General features: G+C 59.3%; 19 protein-coding genes. 4 read left to right on the top strand and 15 right to left on the bottom strand.

Annotation, left to right across the window (positions count from 1 at the left end):
- Window positions 1–126 precede the first annotated feature (126 nt).
- Window positions 127–4,896, top strand: a complete 4,770-nt coding sequence (locus ACI514_RS16710; RefSeq protein ID WP_405122055.1) for an RHS repeat-associated core domain-containing protein — start codon at window positions 127–129, stop codon at window positions 4,894–4,896.
- Complete coding sequence (locus tag ACI514_RS16705; RefSeq protein WP_405122054.1) at window positions 4,893–5,270, top strand: hypothetical protein; 378 nt, start codon at window positions 4,893–4,895, stop codon at window positions 5,268–5,270. Before ACI514_RS16710 ends, ACI514_RS16705 begins: the two co-directional genes overlap by 4 nt.
- Before the next feature lie 43 nt (window positions 5,271–5,313).
- Here the strand turns inward: ACI514_RS16705 and ACI514_RS16700 are convergent, their stop codons facing one another.
- A complete protein-coding gene (locus ACI514_RS16700) occupies window positions 5,314–7,104 on the bottom strand; it encodes a bifunctional diguanylate cyclase/phosphodiesterase (protein WP_405122053.1) in 1,791 nt (596 codons plus the stop codon).
- A 134-nt stretch (window positions 7,105–7,238) separates the two neighbouring features.
- Complete coding sequence (locus ACI514_RS16695) at window positions 7,239–9,323, bottom strand: carboxy terminal-processing peptidase (protein WP_161986601.1); 2,085 nt, start codon at window positions 9,321–9,323, stop codon at window positions 7,239–7,241.
- A 138-nt stretch (window positions 9,324–9,461) separates the two neighbouring features.
- Here ACI514_RS16695 and ACI514_RS16690 point away from each other — a divergent pair, with 138 nt between their 5' ends.
- The gene (locus ACI514_RS16690) at window positions 9,462–10,424 is read left to right on the top strand and encodes a zinc-binding dehydrogenase (RefSeq protein WP_160056960.1); all 963 of its coding nucleotides are present in this window, start codon (window positions 9,462–9,464) and stop codon (window positions 10,422–10,424) included.
- A 147-nt stretch (window positions 10,425–10,571) separates the two neighbouring features.
- Here the strand turns inward: ACI514_RS16690 and ACI514_RS16685 are convergent, their stop codons facing one another.
- The 6 genes from ACI514_RS16685 to ACI514_RS16660 all read right to left on the bottom strand — a co-directional run bounded on the left by ACI514_RS16685 (window position 10,572) and on the right by ACI514_RS16660 (window position 16,006).
- On the bottom strand, window positions 10,572–11,225 hold the full coding sequence (locus ACI514_RS16685; protein WP_150601266.1) for an HAD family phosphatase: 654 nt from the start codon (window positions 11,223–11,225) through the stop codon (window positions 10,572–10,574).
- 111 nt (window positions 11,226–11,336) lie between these two features.
- Entirely contained in the window at window positions 11,337–12,326 is a 990-nt protein-coding gene (locus ACI514_RS16680; RefSeq protein WP_405122052.1) for an ABC transporter ATP-binding protein, read from the bottom strand.
- Window positions 12,323–13,123 (bottom strand): ABC transporter permease, encoded by an 801-nt coding sequence (locus tag ACI514_RS16675; RefSeq protein ID WP_034156555.1) that lies wholly within the window; start codon window positions 13,121–13,123, stop codon window positions 12,323–12,325. The genes ACI514_RS16680 and ACI514_RS16675 overlap by 4 nt, the downstream gene beginning before the upstream one ends.
- Complete coding sequence (locus ACI514_RS16670; protein WP_405122051.1) at window positions 13,110–13,955, bottom strand: ABC transporter permease; 846 nt, start codon at window positions 13,953–13,955, stop codon at window positions 13,110–13,112. Before ACI514_RS16670 ends, ACI514_RS16675 begins: the two co-directional genes overlap by 14 nt.
- Window positions 13,952–14,758: an alkaline phosphatase family protein gene (locus ACI514_RS16665; protein ID WP_160056966.1), complete on the bottom strand. Its 807-nt coding sequence runs from the start codon at window positions 14,756–14,758 to the stop codon at window positions 13,952–13,954. Before ACI514_RS16665 ends, ACI514_RS16670 begins: the two co-directional genes overlap by 4 nt.
- Window positions 14,759–14,938: 180 nt before the next feature.
- Window positions 14,939–16,006 carry an ABC transporter substrate-binding protein gene (locus ACI514_RS16660; RefSeq protein WP_077571761.1) on the bottom strand — a complete coding sequence of 356 codons (1,068 nt, stop codon included), beginning with the start codon at window positions 16,004–16,006 and terminating at the stop codon, window positions 14,939–14,941.
- A gap of 351 nt (window positions 16,007–16,357) precedes the next feature.
- Between ACI514_RS16660 and ACI514_RS16655 the strand changes: the two genes are divergently transcribed.
- Window positions 16,358–17,071, top strand: coding sequence for a UTRA domain-containing protein (locus tag ACI514_RS16655; RefSeq protein WP_405122050.1), 714 nt, complete (start codon window positions 16,358–16,360; stop codon window positions 17,069–17,071).
- Window positions 17,072–17,669: 598 nt separating this feature from the next.
- On the opposite strand, the gene ACI514_RS16650 is transcribed toward ACI514_RS16655, so the two are convergent.
- The 7 genes from ACI514_RS16650 to minD all read right to left on the bottom strand — a co-directional run bounded on the left by ACI514_RS16650 (window position 17,670) and on the right by minD (window position 24,902).
- Window positions 17,670–19,004: an amidohydrolase gene (locus ACI514_RS16650; protein ID WP_405122049.1), complete on the bottom strand. Its 1,335-nt coding sequence runs from the start codon at window positions 19,002–19,004 to the stop codon at window positions 17,670–17,672.
- Between the two features lie 64 nt (window positions 19,005–19,068).
- Window positions 19,069–21,222 carry a mechanosensitive ion channel family protein gene (locus ACI514_RS16645; protein WP_160056972.1) on the bottom strand — a complete coding sequence of 718 codons (2,154 nt, stop codon included), beginning with the start codon at window positions 21,220–21,222 and terminating at the stop codon, window positions 19,069–19,071.
- Between the two features lie 77 nt (window positions 21,223–21,299).
- Window positions 21,300–21,476, bottom strand: a complete 177-nt coding sequence (locus ACI514_RS16640; RefSeq protein WP_162835980.1) for a hypothetical protein — start codon at window positions 21,474–21,476, stop codon at window positions 21,300–21,302.
- A gap of 166 nt (window positions 21,477–21,642) precedes the next feature.
- Entirely contained in the window at window positions 21,643–22,932 is a 1,290-nt protein-coding gene (locus tag ACI514_RS16635) for a M18 family aminopeptidase (protein ID WP_405122048.1), read from the bottom strand.
- Between the two features lie 177 nt (window positions 22,933–23,109).
- Window positions 23,110–23,745 (bottom strand): RluA family pseudouridine synthase, encoded by a 636-nt coding sequence (locus ACI514_RS16630; protein WP_016982865.1) that lies wholly within the window; start codon window positions 23,743–23,745, stop codon window positions 23,110–23,112.
- A 90-nt stretch (window positions 23,746–23,835) separates the two neighbouring features.
- Window positions 23,836–24,090: a cell division topological specificity factor MinE gene (gene minE, locus ACI514_RS16625; RefSeq protein WP_003223146.1), complete on the bottom strand. Its 255-nt coding sequence runs from the start codon at window positions 24,088–24,090 to the stop codon at window positions 23,836–23,838.
- Window positions 24,090–24,902 (bottom strand): septum site-determining protein MinD, encoded by an 813-nt coding sequence (minD, locus tag ACI514_RS16620; RefSeq protein ID WP_007913953.1) that lies wholly within the window; start codon window positions 24,900–24,902, stop codon window positions 24,090–24,092. The genes minE and minD overlap by 1 nt, the downstream gene beginning before the upstream one ends.
- Window positions 24,903–24,949 lie beyond the last annotated feature (47 nt).

Below are 24,949 nucleotides of genomic sequence, written 5' to 3'. Positions count from 1 at the left end.
TCGCCTACTTGCCTGACTTCTTTCCTGATTGATCCCCCGCACAGTTCCCGCGCCTAATTTTTTGCGCGAGGGAACGCTCATGTTTGACCTGCTTATTCAGTCCACTTCGCCCACCCGCGTGCGCTGATGGAAGCCGTTACTCGCATCGAGCAAGCACTCGACAGCTTTCCCGCCTCCCTCAGCCTTTACCGCGAGCAGCTCAAGCATTGGGCCAGTCGAGGGGCGGACAAGGTTAGCCATGCTGCGGATTTGCCGTCGTTGATGGGTATGGAGCGGATCATTCGCTTCGGCTCCGATAGCACTGTCGTCAGCAGCGCCGACAACGCGTTTTTCTCCGGCGTCGTCCAGTGCCCGGAGAGCGGCCCGATGCTGATCGAAAGCAAATTCGAGTCGGTCTACGACATTCCCCTCGGCAACATCGCGGTCGATGTGATTGCCATGGACGGTGGCGAAACCACCCCCATCACTCTTGATGCGCAAGGCAAGGGCTCATTCAAAGGAATACCTGGCAAGTTCTACCGGGTGCAGGTGCACAGCGATGTCACTGAGAGTCAGGTCGAGGACCTGTTCAAAGCCTATGACGGCCTGACCGCTGAGCTGGATGGCTGGCTGCGCAGTGAATGGCAGGGTTTCAAGCCGCAGTGGTCGCAGTCGGTAGCGACGGCGGCGGGCAACGGCATGCTCGCCGGGAGCTGGGCGGCGATCGAGGGCGTGTGGGACAGCATTGGCCTGCTCTCGGACATTCTCAAGGATCCCGGGGCGTTCGCCGAGCGATTGGGTGAGGGCGCCACGCAGTTGATGGCGCTGGCAGCGAGCGCACCCGACGTCATGGAAAAGCTTCAATTGCTGGTCAGTGACGAAGCTGCACTGTGTTTATTGCTGCGCACTGCCAGCCTTTGGCTGGAGATGCTGCCGCCCAGTGAAATCGCCGGCAAAACCGCTGAAGCGGCATCAATGATGATGGTGCAGTTGCTCATCGATGTGCTGATCAGCGTCGTCTTGACGTTCGTCAGTGGTGGTGCAGGCATCGCATATCTGACGCTGCGTCTGGCGGATCGCGCCGTGCAATTGCTGTCGGCGGTGAAACGTTTGGTGAAGGCGATATTCGGCATCGTCGAGGGCTTCATCAAATACGTCGATCAATACAAAGCCGTTGCTGCCCGAGGCATCGCGGCGGGTGTGAAAAAGGGCCGAATGCAATTGCGCTGGGATGCGCAGCGCAACACCTTGCTGAAGAAAGACGAGCATCACGACGACTCGCCGGATCAGGCGAAAAACCCCAACGGTGACAGCGCCGATTGTGTGCCGCGTACCTGCACCAACGGTTGTCCCGTGTCGATGGTCACCGGCGAGGAACTGCTGACCCTGACCGATGCCATGCTCGATGGCGTGCTGCCGTTTGAGTTCACGCGGTTGTATCGCAGCAGTGCCGCCGAGATCGATGTCGGGCTGGGGTTTGGCTGGAGTCATTCGCTGGCGCATCGGCTGGAATTTTTCGCTGATGAGGTTGTTTGGGTCGATCACGAAAACCGGCGTACATGGTTTCCGTTGCCGAGCGTTGAACGACCGGCGATTCACAACAGCCTATCGCGGGCGGCGATTTTTCTGGGCGATGAGCCGGAAGAGCTGATCCTCGCACTGGCCGGGGAAACGGCGCGGTTTTATCACTTTCGCGCAGGACGGCTGACGGCGATCAGCGATGCCTATGGCAATCGTCTGACGGTGCAGCGCGATCGCTCTGACCGGGTGCAGCGCCTGGACAACGGCGCCGGGCGTTCGCTGCTGTTGCGCTATGACCGCGCGCAGTTGGTTGGTGTGGATTACCAGGTGTTTCGCGAAGGTGCCTGGAGCACCGAACAGGCGCTGGTCAGTTACCGCTACGACGCTTACCAGCATCTGATCGAAGCGACCAACGCCGTCGGTGACAGCGAGCGTTACGACTACGACGACGCCCACGTGATTCTGCAGCGGCAACTGGCTGGGGGCGCGAGTTTCTTCTGGGAGTGGGAACGTTCGGGCAAGGCTTCTCGCTGTGTCAGGCATTGGGCCTCGTTTTCGCAGATGGACACGCGCTACGTCTGGAACGACGACGGCAGTGTCGCGGTGCATTACGTCGATGGCACCGAAGAAACGTACGTCCACGACGAGCGTGCGCGGCTGGTGCGTAAAGTCTCGGCGGATGGTGGCGAGCAGCTCAAGGCCTATGACTCCTCGGGGCGCTTGATCGCCGAGCAGGATGCCTTAGGCGCCGTCACCGAATATCGCTACAACGAGGTCGGACGGCTGATTGCGCTGATTCCTCCGGATGACGCGCCCACGTCCTACGAGTATCGCAACGGTTTCTTGCATCGGCGTTCGCGCGGCGATGCGGTGTGGATCTATCGGCGCAATGCCGAAGGCGATGTCACCGAAGCGGTCGACCCCGATGGTCAGGTCACCCATTACTACTACGACACCCGGGGCCAGGTGCTGTCGATCCGTTATCCGGACAGCAGCCGCCATCGCTTGGTCTGGAACAACCTCGGCCAGTTGACCGAGGAAACCCTGCCCGACGGTGGCGTGCGGCGTTTTTCCTACGATGCACTGGGGCGCCGGACCACAACCGCAGACGAACACGGTGCGGTCACCCGCCAGCATTGGGACGCCGTTGGCCGACTGATTCAGACGACTTTTCCTACCGGCAGCACTCGCGCCTACAGCTACGGCGCCTACGGTCAGGTCACTGCCGAGCGCGATGAACTCGGGCGCATCACCCGTTATGAGTATGACGACGACCTGCACCTGGTTTCGCGGCGAATCAACCCCGACGGCACACGGGTGCAGTACCGCTACGACCATGCGCAACTGCTGCTCACCGAGATCGAAAACGAGTCCGGGGAAAAATACCGGCTCGATTACACGCCGACCGGGCTGATTCGCCAGGAAAGCGGTTTTGATGGCCGGCGCACGGCGTATGCCTATGACCTCAACGGCCATCTGCTGGAGAAAACCGAGTTCGGCGATGACGGCTCTTGTCTGCTCACCGCTTATGAGCGCGATGCCGCTGGCCGGCTGTTAGTCAAAACCCTGCCCGATGGGATCAAGGTCACCTACCAATACGATCGCCTCGGCCGACTGGTCAGCGTCGACGATGGCCAGAACCATCCGCTCGCCTTCGAGTACGACCGCCAGGACCGGCTGATCACCGAGCATCAGGGCTGGGGCACTCTGCGTTACCGCTACGACGCCTGCGGTCAGCTCAAGCGCCTACGTCTACCGGACAACAGCGTGCTCGATTACCGCCACGCCAAGGGCGGCGCGCTGACCGACATCGACCTCAACGGCACGCCGCTGACCCGTCACGTCTATCAGTCCGGACGTGAACGGCAACGCCAGCAGGGCCTGCTGCTCAGCGAATATACCTACGACGACCAGGGACGATTACTCGCCCACGCCGTAGGCCATCAGCGCGATGCGTTGTATCGCCGCGATTATGCCTACAACGCCAACGGCAATCTCGCGCACATTGCCGACAGCCGCCACGGCCAGCGCACCTACGGCTACGACGCCCTTGACCGCCTCATCCGCGTACGTCACTCACGGGACGAACTGCCGGAATCCTTCGCCCACGACCCGGCCGGCAACCTGCTGATGCAGGACCGCCCCGGCCCGAGTCAGATCAAAGGCAACCGCCTGCTGATGCAGGGCGACCGCCACTATGACTACGACGCCTTCGGCAACCTGATCCGCGAACGTCGCGGCCGCGCGCAAACTCTCGTCACTGCATACCGCTACGACAGCCAGCACCGCCTGATCGGCCTGACCCGCCCCGACGGCCAGACCGCGACTTACGCCTACGACGCTTTCGGCCGACGCATCCGCAAAACCGTCGGCGACGACACCACCGAGTTCTTCTGGCAAGGCGACCATCTCGTCGCCGAAAGCAGCGAACGCGAATACCGCAGCTACGTCTACGAACCCGGCACCTTCCGCCCGCTCGCGCTGCTCGACGGCAAAGGCCCGAAAAAGGCCTGCCCGTTCTACTACCAACTCGATCATCTCGGCACCCCGCAGGAACTCACCGACTACAGCGGCGACATCGTCTGGTCCGCGCAATACGACGCCTACGGCAAAGTCGCCGCCCTGACCCTGGCCGGCGAGGACTACCTCAACCAGCCGTTGCGCTTTCAGGGGCAGTATTTCGACGGGGAAAGCGGCCTGCATTACAACCGGCACCGGTATTACGACCCGCGGCTGGGACGATATCTGACGCCGGATCCGATCAAGTTGGCGGGTGGGCTGAATCAGTACCAGTACGTGCCGAATCCGACGGGGTGGGTGGATCCTTTGGGGTTGAGCTCTAACTGCCCGCCGCCGAATAAGCCGGGGTGTGAGGTGCCGGGTGGAATTGCTGGGGCTAAGGTTGATGAGGGGGAGCCCGCCCTGCCGGAGATGTCGGCGCAGGAACGGCGAGCGAGGATTGATGACTTGGCGGAGGCAAATGCTTTTAGGCGTTTGGATGAAATGGAGAAAGCCACACCAGGCGCACACTTCGTAGAAAAACATGGCAAACAAACCACATTGGCCTCTCAGCAAGAACGTTCAGTGACGGGAAGAAATCCATCGACCGGAGTCATAGAGCTTTACACCAACGGAAGGCGAGCAGGGCAGCCAAAAATTCCCAGTGCAGCCACTCACTTTTTTAGTAATCGAGACCAACTGAACGCCATACATCGTGCCCAGCTTATTTTTAGGCGGAACGGACAAATCGCGTCGAAGGAGCCAATGAATATGGGCAAAATTGTAGGTGAAGGATACAAGAGGGGGGGAGTCATTTACGGACAGCAAACACATGCGGTAGTAATTCTTGATAGAGCCGGCAAGCCGATAACCTCTTATACGGAATTTATGAAATGAAACGTAAACCTGAGTATTTTGTTTTGCGTGGTCTGCTGTTTCTATTTGATATAGAAAATACTGACGACGACGCTCGTGAAAAAATCATTGTTTCAAAGAACGTGAATGATAATAAGGAGCTTGCCGAGCTATTCGATATTCTTATGAAGCCTGAGTTTCTCTCCTATAGCGTTGAAGAGCGCGAGTGGTGTGTTGAAACGTTGAAACACTATTTGGACGTCGATGATGACTTTGATGCGGTATTCACGAAAATCACCACCTATTTCGATGATGATGTAGAGGATCAACGGCAGTTTATGCAGGTTTTGTTGAGTTGTTTATTGAGGTATCAAATCGAAGATCTAAAGGTTGACCCAGTAAAAAAATTTGATTGAGCTGCCTCTTCGCGCGGCCTGAGGGTTTGGCAGCTTTCAGGAATCAGCATTGGCCAATTAGCTGCGATTGGCGCAGGTCGGGCGCGGTAAGACTATCAATCACATGCACGCTATATCCCGGAACATTCTTCGCATGATGCTTCGCCTGGGAAGCCATTTCCGCAAGCTGACTTGCATCTAGTTGTGCGCAGGCTTCGGGGTGCAGATGTACGACGCCAATGGATAGCGACAACAACGGAAACTCCTGCCGCACCCCTTGGCGATTCGGCGCAATAAAGCATCCCGCCTCAAGGTGTTCGGGCCGGTAGAAACGGCGGCATTGGCTTTGAAAGTCGTCGAGCAACTGGTTGAGGCGTTTGCGCCAGTCTTCCGGGCCTAGGACGAGGAGGAAGTCATCGCCGCCGATGTGGCCGACGAAATCGCGACTCGGGTCTACCCGTTCATTCAGGCATTGCGCCAGACACAGCAACACTTCGTCACCACGCCCGTAACCGTAGATATCGTTAAAGGGTTTGAAGCTGTCGATGTCAACGTAGCAAATGACCGACTCGCGCCCTTGCTGCAGCAACCGCGTCAGGCACTGCTGAATCGGCACATTACCCGGCAGCAAAGTCAGAGGGTTTGCATAACGAGCCTGCTGGATCTTCAGCTCGGTGATCAGTTTAAGCACGTCGATCACCCGGCCAAGACCCAGGTAGCCGCCGTTAAGAGTAATGATGAAGTCCTCTTCGATGCGCTGGCGGGCGCGGCTGGTGATCAGGCGGCTGACCTGTTGCAGCGACTGACTCATTTCCACGGCGAGGAAATCATCGTTCATCAGACGGCTGATCGGTTTGCGTGCGAACAGGTCGGTGGCGAAGGGTTTGAGCAGGGCATCCGACAACGAGTGGCGGTGGACGATGCCGCAGGGTTGGCCTTGTTCGTCGAGTACTGCCAGTGAGTTGAGGTTGGCCTGGCGGCGAAAGGCTTCGAGCACGGTGGCGGTCGGTGTGTCGCGGGGTACGGCTGGCTGGTCGTTGAGCAGGGCACTTAGGTCGCTGCCTTCGTCGTTCAGCGCAACGCTGCTGCTGTCGTGTTTGGGCATCAAGGCGCGGGCATCGCGGGGCGGGTGTTCCTGAGGGCGACCGAGCAAGTAACCCTGCACCAGATCGACGCCCATTTCAGTCAGCACCGCGAGTTCTTCCGGCAGTTCGATACCTTCGGCGATGACTTGCGCGCGCGAGGCTTTGGCGATTTGCAGGATCGAGCCGACAAACTCGCGCTTCAGCGCATCCTGATGAATGCCGTCGATGAAGTGTCGGTCGATCTTCACGTAGTCCGGGCGCAGTTCTGACCATAACCGCAGGCTCGAATAACCGGCCCCCAGATCATCCAGCGCAATGGAAAAACCCATCGCTCGATAGTGATGCAAGGCGGTTTGCAGCAACTGAAAATCGTCGATCGGTGTTTGTTCAGTCAGTTCGATGACCACCTGACTCGGCGGAATGCCGAAATCCTGCAGCAACTGCAACGTGCGCCCCGGTTGGTGCGCGGCTTCAAGCAAGGATTCCGGCGAGACGTTGAGAAACAGTTTGCCCGGCAGTTGCTGCTCGTTAAAGCGGCGACAAGCGCTCTGACGGCAGGCGATTTCCAGTTCGCTCAAACGCCCGGCCTGACGCGCCACGGCGAACAGCGCGATCGGCGAGTGAAGAGGGCTGTTGGAAGGGCCGCGCGTGAGGGCTTCATAGCCGAGAATGCGCCGTTCGGAGAGAGAGATGATTGGTTGGAACAGGCTGTGTAAACCGCTTTGAGTCAGGATCGAGCTCAAGGCACTCAGCTGTTCGGTCGTGGTCATGGCAATCTCTGGCAATAAAAAAAGGACTGGGAGCGTTCTCAATGAAGAGAGTGGCTCCCAGTCCTTTATTGCACGACAGAATGATGACTGTTTGATGACGATCCGGGGATCGTCAGCACTAAATTGCCATCATCTTACTTCTTGGCCACCTGATTACTCAGCTTCAGGTAATCCAGCAGCACGCGCCCGGTTTCGCTCAGGTAGGCATCGTCTTCTGGTTTGACCTTGTCCGGGTCGGCAGCCGCGAGGGCGTCTTCGTCTTCTTTCTTCAGCTCTTTAAGCGGCTCTTCGCCTTTGGCTTTGCGACGGATGTTTTCCATCGTCAGTTGCTTGGCGTCGATGTCGTTGTGCTGGGCACGGCGCTCGGCTTCGTTGAGGCTGACGGTTTTTTCTTCCATCAGTTTCTGCGCCAGAGCCAGCTTGTCACGGATGAACACGAACTCGGCATCCTTGGCGGTGCGCGTGTCATGCTCGGACTTGAGCTGAGCCAGGAACGGCTTGAACGGATCGGCTGCCGGTTTGATTGCCGCGCGGATGGTGTCCCATGGCATGGCTTCCGGCAGTGCGCTCTCGCCGATTTCCTTGGTGTCGATCAGCGACGGATAGTCGATGTCCGGCAGCACGCCCTGATGCTGGGTGCTCTGCCCGGAGACACGGTAGAACTTGGCCAGGGTCAGTTTCAGTTCGCCATGGTTGAGCGGCTGAATGGTCTGCACCGTGCCTTTACCGAAGGTCTGGCCACCGATGATCAACGCGCGGTGATAGTCCTGCATGGCGCCGGCGAAAATCTCCGAAGCCGAGGCGGACAAGCGGTTGACCAAGAGTGCCATCGGACCTTTATAGAACGCGCCCGGGTTTTCGTCTTCGAGTACGTCGACACGGCCATCGGCATTACGCACGAGTACGGTCGGGCCTTTGTCGATGAACAGACTGGTCAGCTCGGTGGCTTCCTGCAGGGAACCGCCGCCATTGTTGCGCAGGTCGATGACCACGCCGTCGACTTTGTCTTTCTGCAACTCGGTGAGCAGTTTCTTGACGTCACGGGTGGTGCTCTTGTAGTCCGGATCACCGGCACGGAACGCCTTGAAGTCGAGGTAGAAGGCTGGAATCTCGATCACACCGAGTTTGTAGTCCTTGCCGTCCTGTTTCAGGTTGAGCACGGACTTCTTCACGGCCTGGTCTTCGAGCTTCACCGCTTCACGGGTGATCGGCACGATCTTGGTGGTCTGGTCATTCGGCGCATTGCTCGCCGGAATCACTTCCAGACGCACCACGGTGCCTTTCGGGCCACGGATCAGTTTGACCACTTCGTCCAGACGCCAGCCGACCACGTCGACCATTTCCTTGTTGCCTTGGGCAACGCCGATGATCTTGTCAGCCGGTGCAACTTGCTTGGTCTTGTCGGCCGGGCCTGCCGGCACCAGACGCACGACTTTCACCTGGTCGTTGTCGCTCTGCAACACGGCACCGATGCCCTCAAGGGACAGGCTCATGTTGATGTCGAAGTTTTCCGCGTTATCCGGCGACAGATAGTTGGTGTGCGGATCGTAAGACATGGCGAAGGTGTTGATGTACGCCTGGAAGATGTCTTCCGGACGGGTCTGGTCCAGGCGCGCCAACTGGTTCTTGTAGCGCTTGGTCAGGGTTTCCTGGATCTGCTTCGGCTCTTTGCCGGCGATCTTCATCCGCAGCACTTCGTCCTTGACGCGTTTGCGCCACAGGTCGTCGAGTTCAGCGGTGGATTTGAGCCAAGGTGCATCCTTGCGATCGATCAGCAAGGTCTCCTTGGTGGTGAAGTCCATCTTGTCGACGCCTTTGTTCAGCTCGGCAAGGGCGAAGTCCAGACGCGACTTGACGCGGTCCAGATAGCGCTTGTAGATGGTGAACCCGGCGTTGAGGTCGCCGCTTTTGAGGAAGTCGTCGAACTGGGTCTTCCACTTGTCGAATTCGCTGATGTCGCTGGCCATGAAGTAGCTGCGCGACGGATCCAGCAGCTTGAGGTAGCTGTCGTAGATGATCACCGAGCGCGCATCGTCGAGCGGCGGCTTGCTGTAGTGGTGACGCTTGAGCAACTCGACGACGTTCAGGCTGGCGATGACTTCATCGCGATCAGGCTGCAATTTGTCCCAGCTGTTGGCTGCGAATGTATTGCCCGACACCGGCAACAAACCGATACCGATGAAAAGAGCGAGGGCGGTGCTGGGGAGCAAATGCTTCATGCTGATTCGACGCGGGGACAATTGATAACGCATATTAGGCCGTCTTTGAAGTCGCCGGTTCTACGAGAGCCGGTCGCATAATGCAAAAAGCCCGGCGCTACAGCTTCGGGCTCAGTCCAGACTCACTATGGAGGCACTGTGAAGGCATTGCAAGGCGTTGACGGTCAAGTGGCATGGGTTGAAGAGCCGAGTCCTACGTGCGATGTAGGACAAGTCCGCATTCGAGTGGCAGCAGCGGGCCTCAATCGCGCCGATTTATTACAGAAAGCAGGGCTCTATCCGCCACCACCAGGGGCCAGCCAGGTACTCGGTCTTGAGTGCTCCGGGGTGATCAGCGAGGTCGGCGCGGGCAGTGCCTGGCAGGTCGGCGATCGGGTTTGCGCCTTGCTGGCCGGGGGCGGCATGGCCGAAGAGGTGGTCGTCGACGGGCGGCACGTGCTGCCGGTTCCCGAAGGCGTCTCGCTGATTGAGGCCGCGGCATTGCCCGAGGTTTATGCAACAGTCTGGCTGAATGTGTTTCAACTTGCGGCGCTCACACCGGGTGAGAAAATTCTCTTGCACGCCGGCGCAAGTGGAATCGGTTCAGCCGCCATTCAGTTGTGCAAGGCGTTTGGCAATCCCTGCTGGGTCAGCGTCGGTTCGGCCGAGCGTCTGGCTTATTGCGAGGCGCTGGGCGCGCAGGGCGGAGTGGTGCGCACCGATGATCTGGAGAGCCTGCGTGATTTCGGACCGTTCAATGTCATTCTCGACCCGGTCGGCGGTAGTTATTCGGCGTTGAACCTCAAGCTGATGGCGCTGGATGGGCGTTGGGTGTTGATCGGTTTGATGGGCGGCCGTGAGGCGAATCTGGATCTGGCGCAGGTATTGGCCAAGCGTGTGCAGTTGCTCGGCTCGACGTTGCGTAGTCGTGACGATCAGTTCAAGGCGGATCTGTTGAGTGATCTGGGCCAGCAGGTGTGGCCGCTGTTTGCTGAGGGGCGATTGAGTCCACGGTTGGCCAAGGCGTTCCCGGTGAAGGATGCTGAAGCGGCTTTTGCCGAGTTGGCGAGTAATACCGTTTCTGGAAAATTGGTATTGGTGATTGACGAAAGTCTGAGCTGATTTGTAGGAGAAGCCCCTCACCCTAACCCTCTCCCAAAGGGAGAGGGGACTGACCGGTTTGTTCTGCCGGGCTACATCGACCTGATGCATCGGGTCGAACTCAGGTTTGGGATGTCAGCCTGTCTGCAATTGCAGATTAAATCTTTGTCATTTCCAGAGGTGGATCGGCCAGCCGGATTTTTCGGCGTGCTCAAGCAGCACCGGGTCCGGGTTGACCACATGCGGAAAGTCCACCTTCAGTAACAGCGGCAAATCATTGCGCGAGTCGGAATAGAAGCTCGCACCCTCCAGGTTCTCTTCTTCAGCATCCAGCCATTCCAGCAAACGGGTGATCTTGCCTTCGCGGTAGGTCAGGGTGCCAACGGTGTGGCCGCTGTAAACACCATGCGCGACTTCCAGTTCGATGCCGAGAATTTCATCGATGCCCAGTCGATCGGCAATCGGTTTGACCAAGTGCGTGCCTGACGCCGAGATCACCAGAATGCGATCGCCGGCCTTGCGATGGGCGGCGATGGTCTTGGTGGCATCGCTGAAGATGATCGGTTCAATGAAGTCTTCCACCCACGGGCCTACCAGATGTTCGACTTCTTCCGGCGTGCGGCCGATCAGCGGTTCGAGGCTGAATTCCATGTAGTCTTCCATGCGCAATTTGCCATGGCTGTAGGCGTCCATCAGCTCGTTGTTCTTGCGCATGAACGACTCGGGATCGACCCAGCCCAAGCGCCCCATCTGCTCGCTCCAGAGGGTGGCGCAGTCGCCGTGGATCAACGTTTCGTCCAGATCAAAAATTGCCAAAGCCATCGGTTCTCTCCGAGAACAGCTGCGAGCTACAAGCGTCGAGCTGCAAGAATTGAAATCAGTTACGCCGCAGTCTACAACTTGAAGCTTGTAGCTCGAAGCTTGCAGCTGCTTTTAAGCTACTTCACACAGGGCCGTCGGATCGATGGAAAGCGCCAGACGCTGACCGTCGGGATGAAGATCGGCCGCCGAGCGGTTGAGCACATCCACCACCAGTTCCACGCCGCGGGCTTCGATGCGATAGCGGATCACGTTGCCAAGCAGGCTGTGGCTGCGGATCTGCGCGTCGAGTTCGCCGTTAAGGCTCAGTTCGATGGCTTCCGGGCGAATGGCGATGCGGTGGTTGATCGGGCGCTGCAGCAGCTTCGAGGCGTCGTCGGCATCGAGCAGGTTGTAGTTGCCGATGAAGCCGGCGGCAAATACATCGACGGGGGCGGTGTAGAGGGTTTCGGCATCGCCGCTTTGTACGATTTTTCCCTGATTCATCAGGAAAATCCGATCAGACATGGTCAGCGCTTCTTCCTGATCGTGGGTGACGAAAATCGTCGTCAGGCCGAGTTCGCGCTGAATCTGGCGAATCTGTTCACGCAGGTGTTTACGAATCCGTGCATCGAGGGCCGACAGCGGCTCATCCAGCAGCAGCAAGCGCGGACGCGTGACCAGCGAACGGGCGAGGGCCACGCGCTGACATTGGCCACCGGACAGTTGATGCGGATAGCGGCTGGTGAAGTCGTTCAGTTCAACCAGTTTCAGCACCTCGGAAACGCGTTTATGACTGTCATCGGCGTTGACCTTCTGCATGCGCAAACCGAAGGCAACGTTCTGCTCGACGGTCATGTTGGGGAACAGCGCGTAGCTCTGGAACACCATGCCGATCCCGCGTTTCTGCGGACTCAACGGCACGATATCGACGCCATCGAGCAGGATCTTGCCGCCATCCACCGGCGTCAGTCCGGCGATGCAACGCAGCAGGGTCGACTTGCCGCAGCCGGACGGGCCGAGCAGGGTGACGAACTCGCCTTTGTTGATCTCGCAGTTGATGTCGCTGAACACGGTCGTGCCCGCGTAATTTTTTTGCAGGTGTTGGACGCTGACATAGCTCATTCGCTTTTGTCCTTGTTCAAGATGTTGGCGATCCAGGTCAGGACCAGCACGAAAAAGAAATACGAAATGACCAGCGCGCTGGTGAAGTGGCCGCTGCTGTTGCGCATGTTGTTCAGGTACACCTGCAGGGTTTCGTAGCGGGTGCCGACGAGGATGTTGGCAAACACGAACTCACCAAACAGGAACGAGAACGACAGCAGCAAGGCGACCATCAGGCCTTTGCGCAGGTTCGGCAGCACCACCAGAAACGCCGCCTGAAAGGTGCTGGCGCCGAGCAGTTGCGCGGCGTCCATCAGGTCGCGCAGGTTGATCGCCTGCAGGTTGTTGGTGATTGCCCGGTACATGAACGGCAACGCCACGGTGAAGTAGCAACCGATCAGGATCCACGGCGTGCCAACCATCGCCATCGGCCCGGAACCGTAAAGCTGCAACAGACCCACCGACGACACCACTGGCGGCACCGCGAAGGGCAGCAGGATGAGGATGTTCATCAGCGCATCGAGTTTCGGGAAGTGGTAATGCACGACGAACAGCAGCGGCAGGATCAGCACCACCGACAGTACCAGCGCACCGACGCACACCAGCAATGACTGACCGAAGGCGTGCAGGAAACGCGGATCGCTCCACAACTGGATGTACCACTTGAAGGTGAAACCGCTGGGCAGAATAGTCGCCGACCAACTGCTGGCGATCGAGTAGACCAGCGTGCCCGCCAGCGGCAGCAAGAGGATCGCGAACAACAGATAAACCACGACGCGGTGGTAGAGGCCGGCCGGGCCGGATTCAGCGCGAGACATGGTAGCTCCTCTTCAACAGCAGTTGATGCACGACGGTGACGATGGTCATCAGCGCCACCAGCACCACGGCCAGAGCACTGGCCAGATTCGGATCGAGGGAAATGTCGCCGGAGACCATCGCTGCAATACGGATCGGCAGGACGTTGAAGTTGCCCGTCGTCAGCGCATACACCGTGGCGTAGGCGCCGAGGGCGTTGGCCAGCAGGATCACGAATGTACCGAGCAACGCCGGGGTCAGCACCGGCAAACCGATGTGTCGCCAGAACTGCCAGCCGTTGGCGCCGAGCAACGCGGCCGACTCGCGCCAGTCTTCACGCAAGGCGTCGAAGGCGGGATAGAGCAGCAGCACACCAAGCGGAATCTGGAAGTAGGTGTAAAGGATGATCAGGCCGGTTTTCGAGTACAGGTTAAAGTCCTGAATGATCCCCGACTGCTTGAGCATGATGGTGATGCTGCCGTTGAAACCGAGCAGGATGATGAACGCGAAGGCCAAGGGTACGCCGGAAAAATTGCTGGTCATGTTGGCGAAGGCATTCACGAAATTGCGCAGTTTCGAATCGACCCGGCGCAGGGAATACGCACCGATTACGGCAATGATGATGCCGAACACGCTCGACCAGAAACTGATTTCCAGACTGTACTGGATCGCCTGTAGATAGAACTTCGAACTGAAGATCTTGGTGAAGTTTTCGATGCCCCAACCGAACTCTTCCGATTGCAGGCTGTTGATCATCACCCAGACCAGCGGGGCGATTTCGAAGACGATAAAGAACAGCGCGAAGGGCACCAGGCACAACGCCGCCAGCCATTTGCCGCGAGTCATGGCATTCACTTGAGCAGCTCCCGGCACACAGGTTTGTCGTGGGGCACGCCGAGCAGTTCGCAGACGGTGCCGCAGATTTCCGTTTGCTTCGGCGCGGCATCAGCGCTGAAGCTGAAGGCATCGCCGAGGACGAAAAGCGGCACTTGGCGTTCTTCCGGCAGCAGGCCGTTGTGCGAGCGGTCGTTGTTCATGCCGTGGTCGGCGGTCACCAGCACTTGATAACCAGCGTCGAGCCAGCTCTGCAAATAGTCGGCGAGGATGATGTCGGCCGAGCGCGCACTGTTGCGGTATTGCGAACTGTCGAGGCCGTGTTTGTGCCCGGCGTCGTCGATGTTCATCGGGTGGATCAGCAGGAAGTTCGGATCGTGGCGCAGGCGCAGGTTTTCCGCGTCGGCGAACAGGTGCGAATCCGGATAGTGATCGTTCCAGTAGAAATGCCCGTGCTGGATCGGCAGCGACAGATTGTCGGTGTGCCGGTCGCGGGCAGCCACGAACGGTGAGCGGTTGTACAACTCGCTGACCCAGTGATACGCCGCTGCTGCGGTTTTCAGACCGGCATCGCGGGCGTAGTGATAAATGCTGCGCTGGTTGGACAGGCGCGAGACGTTGTTGTGGACGATGCCGCTGTCGATCGGCGGTACGCCGGTGAGGATGCATTCATAAAGCGGTCGGGACAGGGCCGGCAGTTCGCACTCCAACTGGTAGAGCGCGGCGCGTCCTGCGCCAACATAAGCCTGCAGATGCCCCATGGCGTGACGCGCGACCTCGTGGTTGAGGCCATCGAGCACGACAAGGATGACGTTGTGCTTCATAGGGGCAAAAACTCCGCGAAATTCAAATATTCCGAAATCAACTCAATCCCCTTGTGGGAGCGAGCCTGCTCGCGAAAGCGTCGTGTCAGTCACATCATTGTTGAATGACACACCGCATTCGCGAGCAGGCTCGCTCCCACATTTGGAACTCCAGCGGATCCCGAAGAGGGATCTACAGGCTTACTTCATCTCTACGATGACTTCCTCGTTCCACTGCTGTGGCAGGGCCTTGGAAGTCTTTTCCCACGCATCGGCGTCTTTGATCGGAGTGACCTTTTTGTACTGCTCGTTCGGCAGCAGCTTGGCCTTCACGTCTTCCGGCAGTTGCAGGTGTTCGGCGCGGATCGGGCGGGCGTTGCCGCGGGCGAGGTTGGTCTGGCCGGCATCGCTGAAGATGTATTCGCGGGTCAGCTTGGCGGCGTTCGGGTTTTTCGCGTATTTGTTGATGATCGTGGTGTAGCCGGAAATCACCGAACCGTCGGACGGGATCAGCACCACGTAATCATCCGGGTTGGCCATCTTGGCTTTGTAGCTGAGGCCGTTGAAGTCCCAGACCACGCCGACTTCGATCTCGCCTTTTTCCATGGTGGCGATGGTCGGGTTGGCCATCGACAGGCGACCTTGCTTGGCGATGTCGGCGAACAGCAGCAGGGCCGGCTTGATGTTTTTCTCGTCGCCACCGTTGGCCAGGGCTGCGGCCAGTACGCCGTTGGCGGCTTGGGCGGCGGTGCTCACGTCACCGATGGAAACCTTGTATTTGCCGCCCTTGAGGTCAGCCCATTTGGTCGGTACTTCGGAGCCGTGCAGGAGTTTTTTGTTGACGATGAAGGCGATGGTGCCGGTGTAGGCCAGTGCCCAGTTGCCGTCCTTGTCCTTGGCCCAGTCCGGGACTTGATCCCAGGTGCTTGGCTTGTACGGTTGCACCACGCCTTGCTTGACCGCGATCGGGCCGAACGCGGCACCGACGTCGCCGATGTCGGCGCTGGCATTGTCTTTCTCGGCGGCGAACTTGGCGATTTCCTGGGCGGAACTCATGTCGGTATCGATGTGTTTCAGGCCGTAGGTCTTGGCCAGGTCTTCCCAGGTGCCTTTCCAGTTGGCCCAGTCATCGGGCATGCCGACGCTGTTGACGGCGCCTTCCGCTTTCGCAGCGGCTTCGAGGGTTTTCAGATCGGTGCCGGCCGCCATGGCGGAGGTGCACATTGCAATGGTCGAGCCTAACAGTGTTGCCAGGAAAAGCTGTTTCATTCCGAAGCTCCTTGGTCGTGTTCAACGCTGCGTTTGCGGTGTGTGTTGGTCTAGGTCAGCAATACCTGAGCCAATCTAAGGGGGCTGGATGACACTTTGATGTCTGCTGGCCGTCGGCAGGCGTTTTTTCTGCCCGGTATCGGCGGGTCCCAGATAAGCGTAGACCATGCCCAAAGGCCCGAAGAGCAAGGGACTTGGCCGATGTATTGCAAGTCGTGAAGACGACCGTTCGGTAGTTTTGTCATCTCTCGGTCATCTGCACTGCCTAGGCTTGCATCATCAGGAAACGGCTCGATTGCCGTGCGGTTTTGCCCCGAAACAGTGCTGGTCTAGTCCAGATAGGTAACGTTGATGCGCGATGAGGCAACAAAAGCGGTGACAGCGATTGGCCAGGTGTTGCAAGAGCAACTCGACCACGGGTTGCTGGCGGCGGGCAGCAAGTTGCCGGCCGAGCGCAAGCTCAGTGAGTTGTTCGGTACGACGCGGATTACCGTGCGTGAGGCGTTGTTGCAATTGGAGGCGCAGGGGCAGATTTATCGCGAGGAGCGCCGTGGCTGGTTCGTTTCTCCGCCGCGTCTGGCCTATAACCTGATGCAGCGCAGTCACTTCCACGCGATGGTCTGTGCGCAGGGGCGGGTGCCGTCGACCGAGGTGATTTCGGCGCGGTTGCAGCCGGCGTCGGCGGCGGTTTGTGCCTGGTTGCAGTTGCCGGCGTTGTCGAGCGTGATTCAGATTTGCCGGTCACGGCGCATTGATGGGCGGTTGGTGTTGTATGTGGAGCACTATTTGAATCCGCAGTTTTTTCCGGGGATTCTTGAGTTTGATTTGAATCAGTCGATGACCGAGTTGTATGCGCGGCATTACGATTTGCACTATGGGCGGGTGCGGTTTGAGATCGTGCCTACGTCGTTGTCGGTGGATGCGGCGGCGGCTTTACGGGTGTCGGTGGGGAGTCCGGGGTTGCGGATTGCTCGGGTCAATTACGATCAGCATGAGCGGTTGATTGATTGTGATCTGGAGTTTTGGCGGCATGATGCGATTCACGTTGGGGTTGATGTTGTTTGAGCTTTGACCTTGACCTTGGCGGCCTGTGGGCCGGCCAGGTTCTTGGGGTTTTGAGTGTATATCCGTTGCTTCGGGTGCTGCCGCTGACGGTTTCGCTCTTACAGCGACTCACTTTTCCAGACGCCGAAAAGTAAGCAAAAGGCTGGGCCCCGGCGTTCGGCCCGCTCGCTGGAGCTCGGGGTTCCTTCGTTCCGGGATCGATCCGGGGGCATCGCTTCCGGTTTGCTTCGCTGCACCTACTTTCGATGTGTTCGACTTCGTCGAACGGCGCTGCGCGCCCACCCCCGGATAGACCCCTCCACTCAGCCTGCCGAAGGGGCCGGCACGACAAGATCAAGAGCGGTACTCGAGCTTGCGCTCATTGTGTTGAGTGGTGAGAAGCCGAAGCGATTTAGGTTTACCGGTTGGACTCAATCCCTGACTTGCCAGCGATGGCGGCCTGACAGCCGACCTGTTCCTGCGGATGTACTCAATCCCTTGTAGGAGTGAGCCTGCTCGCGATGGCGGCCTGACAGCTGCCCCATTTCTGGCAGGCTGCACACGGTCCAAATGTGGGAGCGAGCCTGCTCGCGAAAGCGCCCCCACAGTCACCTCATTCCTACTTGCCCGCGCCCGCATTGGCATACAGATAATCCGTCGCCAACGAGGCCAATGTTCTCACGCCTACCACCAGCGCCGACTCATCGACAAAGAACCCCGGATTATGATTCGGCGCGGCCTTGCTCATGTCTTGATCACGCGGTGTCACGCCGAGAAACACAAACAATCCCGGCACTTCCTTGGCATAGAACGAAAAGTCTTCCGCGCCACCCACCAGCGGTGCATTCACCACATCGTCCTTGGCCGCCCACTTCAGCGTCGGCAGCATTTTTTCTGTCAGCGCCGGGTTGTTGATGGTCGGATCGTATTTTTCGATGATGGTCACGTCTGCTTTTGCACCGCCGCTTTCGGCGATTTTTTCCACGGTCTGGCGTACGTCGGCGTGCAGTTTCTGGCGGATGCCGTAGTCGTAGGAGCGGATCGTGCCGGTCATGTCCACGGATTCGGGAATGATGTTGTAGCGCGTGCCGCCGTTGATGGTGCCGATGCTGACCACTGACGGATACGAGGAGATATCGGTGCGACGGCTGACTACAGTTTGCAGGCCGACGATGGTTTGCGCGCCGACGGTGATCGGGTCGATGCCGTCCCATGGACGGCCGGCGTGGGTCTGTTTGCCGAGGATTTTGATGCGCAGGTCGTCGGAGCTGGCGAGGGTGGCGCCTGGGCGGTAGGCGATCTGGCCGGCGGGGACGCCGGCCCAGACGTGCAGGCCGAAGACCGCGTCGGGCTTTGGCGATTTCATCACGCCTTCCTCGACCATCATTTTCGCGCCCCAGGTGTTTTTGCCGTCGGGGATGAAGTCGCTTGGGCCTTCTTCAGCGGGCTGGAAGTAGAACACCACGGTGCCGGGTAATGTGTCGCGCATGCCCGTGAGAATTTTCGCTGTGCTCAGCAGGATGGCGGTGTGCGCATCGTGGCCGCAGGCGTGCATGACGTCGACTTCTTTGTCGAGGTAGGTGCCTTTGGCTTTTGAGGCGAACGGCAGGTCGGAGACTTCCTTGACCGGCAGCGCGTCCATGTCGGCGCGCAGGGCCACGGTCGGGCCGGGCAGGGCGCCTTTGAGGACGGCGACCACGCCGGTGCGGGCGACGCCGGTTTTCACTTCGAGGCCCATGGCTTTGAGTTGTTTGGCGACCAACTCAGCGGTGCGTTTTTCCGTGTTACCGAGTTCCGGGTGAGCGTGGATGTCGCGGCGGGTTTCCAGCAATTCCGGTTCGAGTTTTTGCGCCTCTTCGGCGATCGTTGTGCGGGTGCTTTCCAACGTCGCGGCGCCAGCGTGGCTGGCGAACAGGCTGAGCAGAACGGCTTGGGCAATGCGCGTCAGTTGCATCGGTTACTCCTTGATTATTGTTGTCGGGCTTCCCTGCCTGTGACTGCAACCGCGCGCCTGAGTGCTATTCCTTCGGCTGACCGCCACCGGCAGTGATTACTTGCACGCTCATGCGCGGCGTCGCCAGATCGAGCCCGGCTTCGTCGAGGTGGCGTTTGAGCGACAGGTTGAAGGCTCGGGACACTTCCCATTGTTTGATCGGTGCGGTCTTGAATCGCGCGCGCAGAATCGCGCTGCCGGATTCGAAGCTCTCGACACCCTGAATCTCCAGCGGCGACCAGATGTTGCGCCGCTGCAATGGATCGGTGCGCATCTTCTGGCCGACTTCACGCATCAGTTTGATCGCGTCGTCGATTTCCATGTTGTACGGCACCGCCACGCGGAAGATCGCGTAGCCGAACTCCCGTGAGTAGTTCTTGATGCTTTTGATTTCGCTGAACGGGATGGTGTGGACGATGCCGTCGATGTCGCGCAGGCGCACGGTGCGGATGGTCAGGCCTTCGACGGTGCCGAGGTGGCCGCCGACGTCGACGTAGTCATCGATGGCCAGCGAGTCTTCGATGATGATGAACAGGCCGGTGATCAAGTCCGCGACCAGCGACTGCGCACCGAAACCGATGGCCAGACCGATCACGCCGGCACCGGCCAGCAGAGGCGTGACGTTCATGCCCATGTTCGCCAGGGCGACGATCAGCGCGATGATGAAGATCGCTACGAACAGCACGTTACGGATCAGCGGCATCATCGTTTGCGCGCGGGCATTCGCCAGACCTTTGCGCGAGCGGGTGAGGGCGTGGTGCACGGCGGTGTCGGCGAGGATCCAGATCAGCCAGGAGAAAATCAGCGTGCCGATCAGGCTGAACAGTTTGACGCTGACGTCATGCCCTTCGCCCTCGGCGAAACCGATCAGCGACTGGCCCCAGACGCGCAGGCCGAGTTCGATGAAGACCAGCCAGACCACCAGGTGCGCGAGGGTGTAGAAGAAGTTTTTCAGGCGTTCGGAGTACAGCGCGTGGCGTTTCGGCCCGCGTTGCGGTTTCAGTGAGTGGCGGCGCACGAGGCCGTTGATCACCATGCACATCACTAGCAGCACGGTGCAGATCAGCGATTGGCGCAAAGCGGTGCTGGTGTCGCCGGCGGAAACGAAGGTGGCGAACAGCGAGATGCCGACCAGCACCAGCGCCGGCACGTACCAGAAGGTGCCGAGGATTTCGATGGTGTCGCTGAGCGCGCGGCGGGTCAGGCGTCGCGACAGCGGCTGGTTGCGAATCAGATGCGCAATCGGTCGGCGGAAGCGCAGGATAAACAGACCGGTCGAGAGTGCCGCGAGGACATTGGCGATAGTGGCGGCGGAGTGCGCCAGATGCACGCCCAGACTTTCGATCAGGCGTGGATCGTTCAACGCCTCGCCGAACGCGGCGAAGCTGCCGATCAGCCACAGCGGCCGGAACGCCTGATGACGCAGGATGTACAGCGCGCGATGACGGTGCGGGCCATCGAGCAGGGAAAACGCTATCACGCAGATTGCCGAGAAACAGGTACCGACCACCAGCGCATAGGCCAACACCATCGCCAGGCTTTTGCCCAGTGACGACGGCAGCGCGTAGCTCATGTAGACGGTCATCACCAACGCGATCAGCCACGGCCCGAGCTTGCGTAACGCAAAGCGCAACATGTCGAGGGCCTTGGGGTGTTGCGGCAATTCTTCGGTAAGGCCGAAGCGCATGCGCACCCGATGGCTGAGCCAGATCAGTGCGGCGGCGAGCAGGCTCCACACCGCGAGGATCATGGCGAAGCCGAAGATGATCGGCAGCCACTCGTTGGCCGGCAGCATCATCGCGCTCAGTTCGTCCTTGGCCAGGTCGAACTCGTTGCCCCAGCGGTTGAGCGGGCTGTCGGCGCCGGTAAATTGTTTTTCGAAGTTGGACAGGGTGCCGCCGATCAAGCCGAGCACGCCTTCTTCAGGGCTGGCCTGAGCCTTTTTGGTGGCGTCGCGCAGTTTCTTCAGATCGGTCAGCAACTGTGCGCGTTGCTTGTCGTTTTCCAGCGACTTGATGACTTCGTCGAGGGACTGGCCGAGCGGTTCCTGGGCTTCCGGTTGGGCTTTGTTGGTGTTGAGCAGACCGGGCAAACCGACCGCGTGGGCGGGCGCCAGCGGCAGCAGCGTCATCAGGCAGACGAAGAACAGGCTGGGCAAAGCAAAAAGACGAGCGAACACTAGGCGGTCAACCTCGCAAGGGGCGGATTCGCTGGAGTGTACGAGGCCCACTAAAGCAATGCGAGCCGGGCGCGGATTTATTCGTTGAGTTTGGCGAGGATCTTGTACACCACGGTGGCGAGGATCGTGAGCATGCCGATCCACATGGCAAACACCCCGGCGTTCTTGTCACGGAAGTTGAAACCGATCGCCAGCAGGATCATTCCGCACAGGATGGGAATGAGCATGGCGTGGAACGAAGACATCGAGATCATGGAGACTGCCTTGTCGAAATGAATGATGTAAGTCTAGGTCGGTTTCTGCCGACCGCTATTGATCTGAGTAGGAGCTGCCGAAGGCTGCGATCTTTTGATCTTAAAAACAGAATCAAAAGATCGCAGCCTTCGGCAGCTCCTACAGCGAACAAGTAGTCCCGAATGGTTACGGCAATTCGCGGCAGGCGTAAAACGCGCTCAGCACTTTGACCAGATGCGCCATGTCGTGGCTGCCACACAGTTCGCGGATCGAGTGCATGGCGAAGGTCGGCAGGCCGATATCGACAGTACGCACACCGAGGTGGCTGGCGGTGATCGGGCCGATGGTCGAGCCGCAGCCCATGTCACTGCGCACCACGAAGCTTTGCACCGGTACTTCTTCGGCCATGCACAGATGGCGGAAGAAGCCGGCGGTTTCGCTGTTGGTGGCGTAGCGCTGGTTGCTGTTGACCTTGATCACCGGGCCGGCGTTGAGTTTCGGGCCGTGGTTGGCGTCGTGCTTTTCTGCGTAGTTGGGGTGTACACCATGGGCGTTGTCGGCCGAGACCAGCAGGGATTTCTGGATGGTGCGGACGAACTCGTCACCTTCCGGCAGCAGACGGCGCAAGGTCTGTTCGAGCATCGGGCCGTCGGCACCGCAGGCCGAGCAGGAACCGACTTCTTCGTGGTCGTTGCACACCAGCACGCAGGTTTCGTCGGTTTCGGCGGTGAGCAAGGCTTGCAGGCCGGCGTAGCACGACAACAGGTTATCGAGGCGCGCACCGGCAATGAAATCGCCGTTGAGGCCGATAACCGCAGCACTTTGCGTGTCGTAGAAACTCAGCTCGTAATCGAGCACGACGTCGGCGTTCAAGCCGTGTTCGCGGGCCAGTTGATCGGTGAGCACGGCGCGGAAATCGACGCGCTCGTCACCGGCAAATTGCGCGAGGATCGGCGGTAGCTCGGTCTGCGCGTTGATCGCCCAGCCCTGATTGGCTTCACGGTTGAGGTGAATGGCCAGGTTGGGAATGATCGCGATCGGTGCCTTGAAGTCGATCAATTGGCTTTCGACTTTGCCGTCGCGGCGGAAGGTGACGCGGCCGGCCAGCGACAGATCACGGTCGAACCACGGTGCGAGCAGGGCGCCGCCGTAGACTTCAACGCCGAGTTGCCAGAAGCCCTGACGCTGCAGCTCCGGTTGCGGCTTGACCCGCAGGCACGGGCTGTCGGTGTGCGCGCCGACCAGGCGGATGCCGCCGTGCAGTGGCGAAGTGCGGCCCATTTTGATCGCGACGATCGAAGAGTCGTTACGGGTGACGTAATAGCGGCCGTTCGGCTCGGTGGTCCATGGCTCGCGCTCGTCGAGGCGCACATAACCGGCAGCCTCCAGACGCTGCACCAGACTGGCGGTGGCGTGGAACGGGGTAGGGGAGGCCTTGAGAAAGTCGATCAGGCCTTGGTTCAACTCTTCGCGCATAAGAAACTCCAGACAGCAATGGGCGGGAGTTTAACGCATCGGCCGGGGAATTGAATCTGCACCGGATCCCTGTAGGAGTGAGCCTGCTCGCGAAAGCGATTGATCAGTCAACATCAATGCTGAATGTGAAACCGCTTTCGCGAGCAGGCTCGCTCCCACAGGGGGCAGTGTGGTCTGTCAGAACGGCGCGGGACACTCGAAGCGCAGGCGTTCGCCGGTTTGCGGATGGGTGAAGCTGAGCATGCTTGCGTGCAGGCACAAACGTGGCCATGCCGCCAGCGCCTGCTCATGGGCGTAGAGCCCGTCACCAAGCAGCGGATGCCCGATCGACAGCATGTGCACACGCAACTGATGCGAGCGGCCGGTGATCGGTGTCAGCTCAACGCGACACCAGTCGCCGCAGCGCTCCAGCACACGCCAGAAGGTCAGCGCATGCTTGCCGAATTCGTGATCAACCACGTGGCGTGGTTTGGTCGGCGGATCATACCGCAGGGGCAAATCGATACTGCCACTGTCGAGTTCCGGCTGACCCCAGGCCAGTGCGGTGTAGGCCTTTTCGGTTTCGCGATCGTGAAACTGGCGCGACAGTTCGCGATGAGTGTCGGCGTCACGCGCGAGCAAAATGATGCCGGAGGTTTCCCAGTCCAAGCGATGGACGATGCGCGCTTCCGGGTAGCCGTTTTCCTGCAAACGGGTAATCAGGCAATCCTTGTTATCGTCGGCGCGACCGGGCACCGAGAGCAGCAACGTCGGCTTGTTCACCACCAGTACGGCGGCGTCCTGATGGAGGATGTGGATGTTGGACAGCGGCATTAAAACAGCCTCGTAACAAATGCCAACGGCGGTTCAGGGCCATTCCCGCATGGGATGGCCCTGAACCGCCGTCGTTCCTGCCAAATCGACTCAGCGATCAGGCAGGGTGATGTTGAGTTCCAGAATCGAGCAACTGCCCTGGCTTTCCAGTGCAACATGTACGTCGTCGTTGCCGATGTTGACGTACTTGCGGATCACGTCGACCAGTTCCTTCTGCAAGGCTGGCAGGTAATCCGGCGTGCTGCGCTGGCCGCGCTCATGCGCCACGATGATCTGTAGACGCTCTTTCGCTACCGAGGCGGTACTTGGCTTTTTGTTGGCACGAAAGAAGTCAAAAAGGTTCATTACCTACCTCCAAACAGGCGCTCGAAGAATCCCTTCTTCTCGACATCGAGGAAACGGTGGGCTTTTTCTTTGCCCAACAGGCGGTCGACGGTATCGCTGTAAGCCTGACCGGCATCGCTCTGGTCGTCGAGAATCACCGGCACGCCCTGGTTGGATGCCTTGAGCACCGCCTGGGATTCCGGGATCACGCCGAGCAGCGTTACCGAGAGGATTTCCTTGACGTCTTCAACGCCGAGCATTTCGCCCTTTTCAACACGCTCTGGATGGTAGCGAGTGATCAGCAGGTGTTCCTTGATCGGGTCTTCGCCACGTTCGGCGCGACGCGATTTGCTGGCCAACAGGCCGAGCATGCGGTCCGAATCTCGTACCGAGGACACTTCCGGGTTGGTCACGACGATCGCTTCGTCAGCGAAGTACATGGCCAGGTGAGCACCTTTTTCGATGCCGGCCGGGGAGTCGCAGACGACGAACTCGAATTGTTCCTTGAGCTCCATCAGGACTTTTTCCACGCCTTCGACAGTCAGCGCGTCTTTGTCGCGGGTCTGACTGGCGGCCAGTACGTAGAGGTTTTCCAGACGCTTGTCTTTGATCAGCGCTTGTTGCAGGTTGGCTTCGCCATTGACCACGTTGACGAAGTCATACACCACGCGGCGCTCGCAACCCATGATCAGGTCAAGGTTACGCAAGCCCACGTCGAAGTCGACGATCACTGTTTTGTGGCCGCGCAGAGCGAGGCCGGTACCGATAGCGGCGCTGGTGGTGGTCTTACCCACACCACCCTTGCCGGATGTAACCACGAGAATCTTGGCCAAGGTGTTTCACCCCTAAGGAAGAAGGACTTTTTAGCCCCTGAAAAACA

The organism is Pseudomonas sp. M20 (genome assembly GCF_045037865.1).
Taxonomy (GTDB): Bacteria; Pseudomonadota; Gammaproteobacteria; order Pseudomonadales; family Pseudomonadaceae; genus Aquipseudomonas.
Note: the sequence above shows the minus strand (reverse complement) of the source record. Positions and strands in the feature narration are given on the sequence as shown.

Bases quoted from the DNA above. Each gene is read 5' to 3' on its own strand.
- ACI514_RS16710 (WP_405122055.1), top strand. From the start codon at position 127: ATGGAAGCCGTTACTCGCATCGAGCAAGCACTCGACAGCTTTCCCGCC.
- ACI514_RS16705 (WP_405122054.1), top strand. From the start codon at position 4,893: ATGAAACGTAAACCTGAGTATTTTGTTTTGCGTGGTCTGCTGTTTCTA.
- ACI514_RS16700 (WP_405122053.1), bottom strand. From the start codon at position 7,104: ATGACCACGACCGAACAGCTGAGTGCCTTGAGCTCGATCCTGACTCAA.
- ACI514_RS16695 (WP_161986601.1), bottom strand. From the start codon at position 9,323: ATGAAGCATTTGCTCCCCAGCACCGCCCTCGCTCTTTTCATCGGTATC.
- ACI514_RS16685 (WP_150601266.1), bottom strand. From the start codon at position 11,225: ATGGCTTTGGCAATTTTTGATCTGGACGAAACGTTGATCCACGGCGAC.
- ACI514_RS16680 (WP_405122052.1), bottom strand. From the start codon at position 12,326: ATGAGCTATGTCAGCGTCCAACACCTGCAAAAAAATTACGCGGGCACG.
- ACI514_RS16675 (WP_034156555.1), bottom strand. From the start codon at position 13,123: ATGTCTCGCGCTGAATCCGGCCCGGCCGGCCTCTACCACCGCGTCGTG.
- ACI514_RS16665 (WP_160056966.1), bottom strand. From the start codon at position 14,758: ATGAAGCACAACGTCATCCTTGTCGTGCTCGATGGCCTCAACCACGAG.
- ACI514_RS16660 (WP_077571761.1), bottom strand. From the start codon at position 16,006: ATGAAACAGCTTTTCCTGGCAACACTGTTAGGCTCGACCATTGCAATG.
- ACI514_RS16655 (WP_405122050.1), top strand. From the start codon at position 16,358: ATGCGCGATGAGGCAACAAAAGCGGTGACAGCGATTGGCCAGGTGTTG.
- ACI514_RS16650 (WP_405122049.1), bottom strand. From the start codon at position 19,004: ATGCAACTGACGCGCATTGCCCAAGCCGTTCTGCTCAGCCTGTTCGCC.
- ACI514_RS16640 (WP_162835980.1), bottom strand. From the start codon at position 21,476: ATGATCTCGATGTCTTCGTTCCACGCCATGCTCATTCCCATCCTGTGC.
- ACI514_RS16635 (WP_405122048.1), bottom strand. From the start codon at position 22,932: ATGCGCGAAGAGTTGAACCAAGGCCTGATCGACTTTCTCAAGGCCTCC.
- ACI514_RS16630 (WP_016982865.1), bottom strand. From the start codon at position 23,745: ATGCCGCTGTCCAACATCCACATCCTCCATCAGGACGCCGCCGTACTG.
- minE (WP_003223146.1), bottom strand. From the start codon at position 24,090: ATGAACCTTTTTGACTTCTTTCGTGCCAACAAAAAGCCAAGTACCGCC.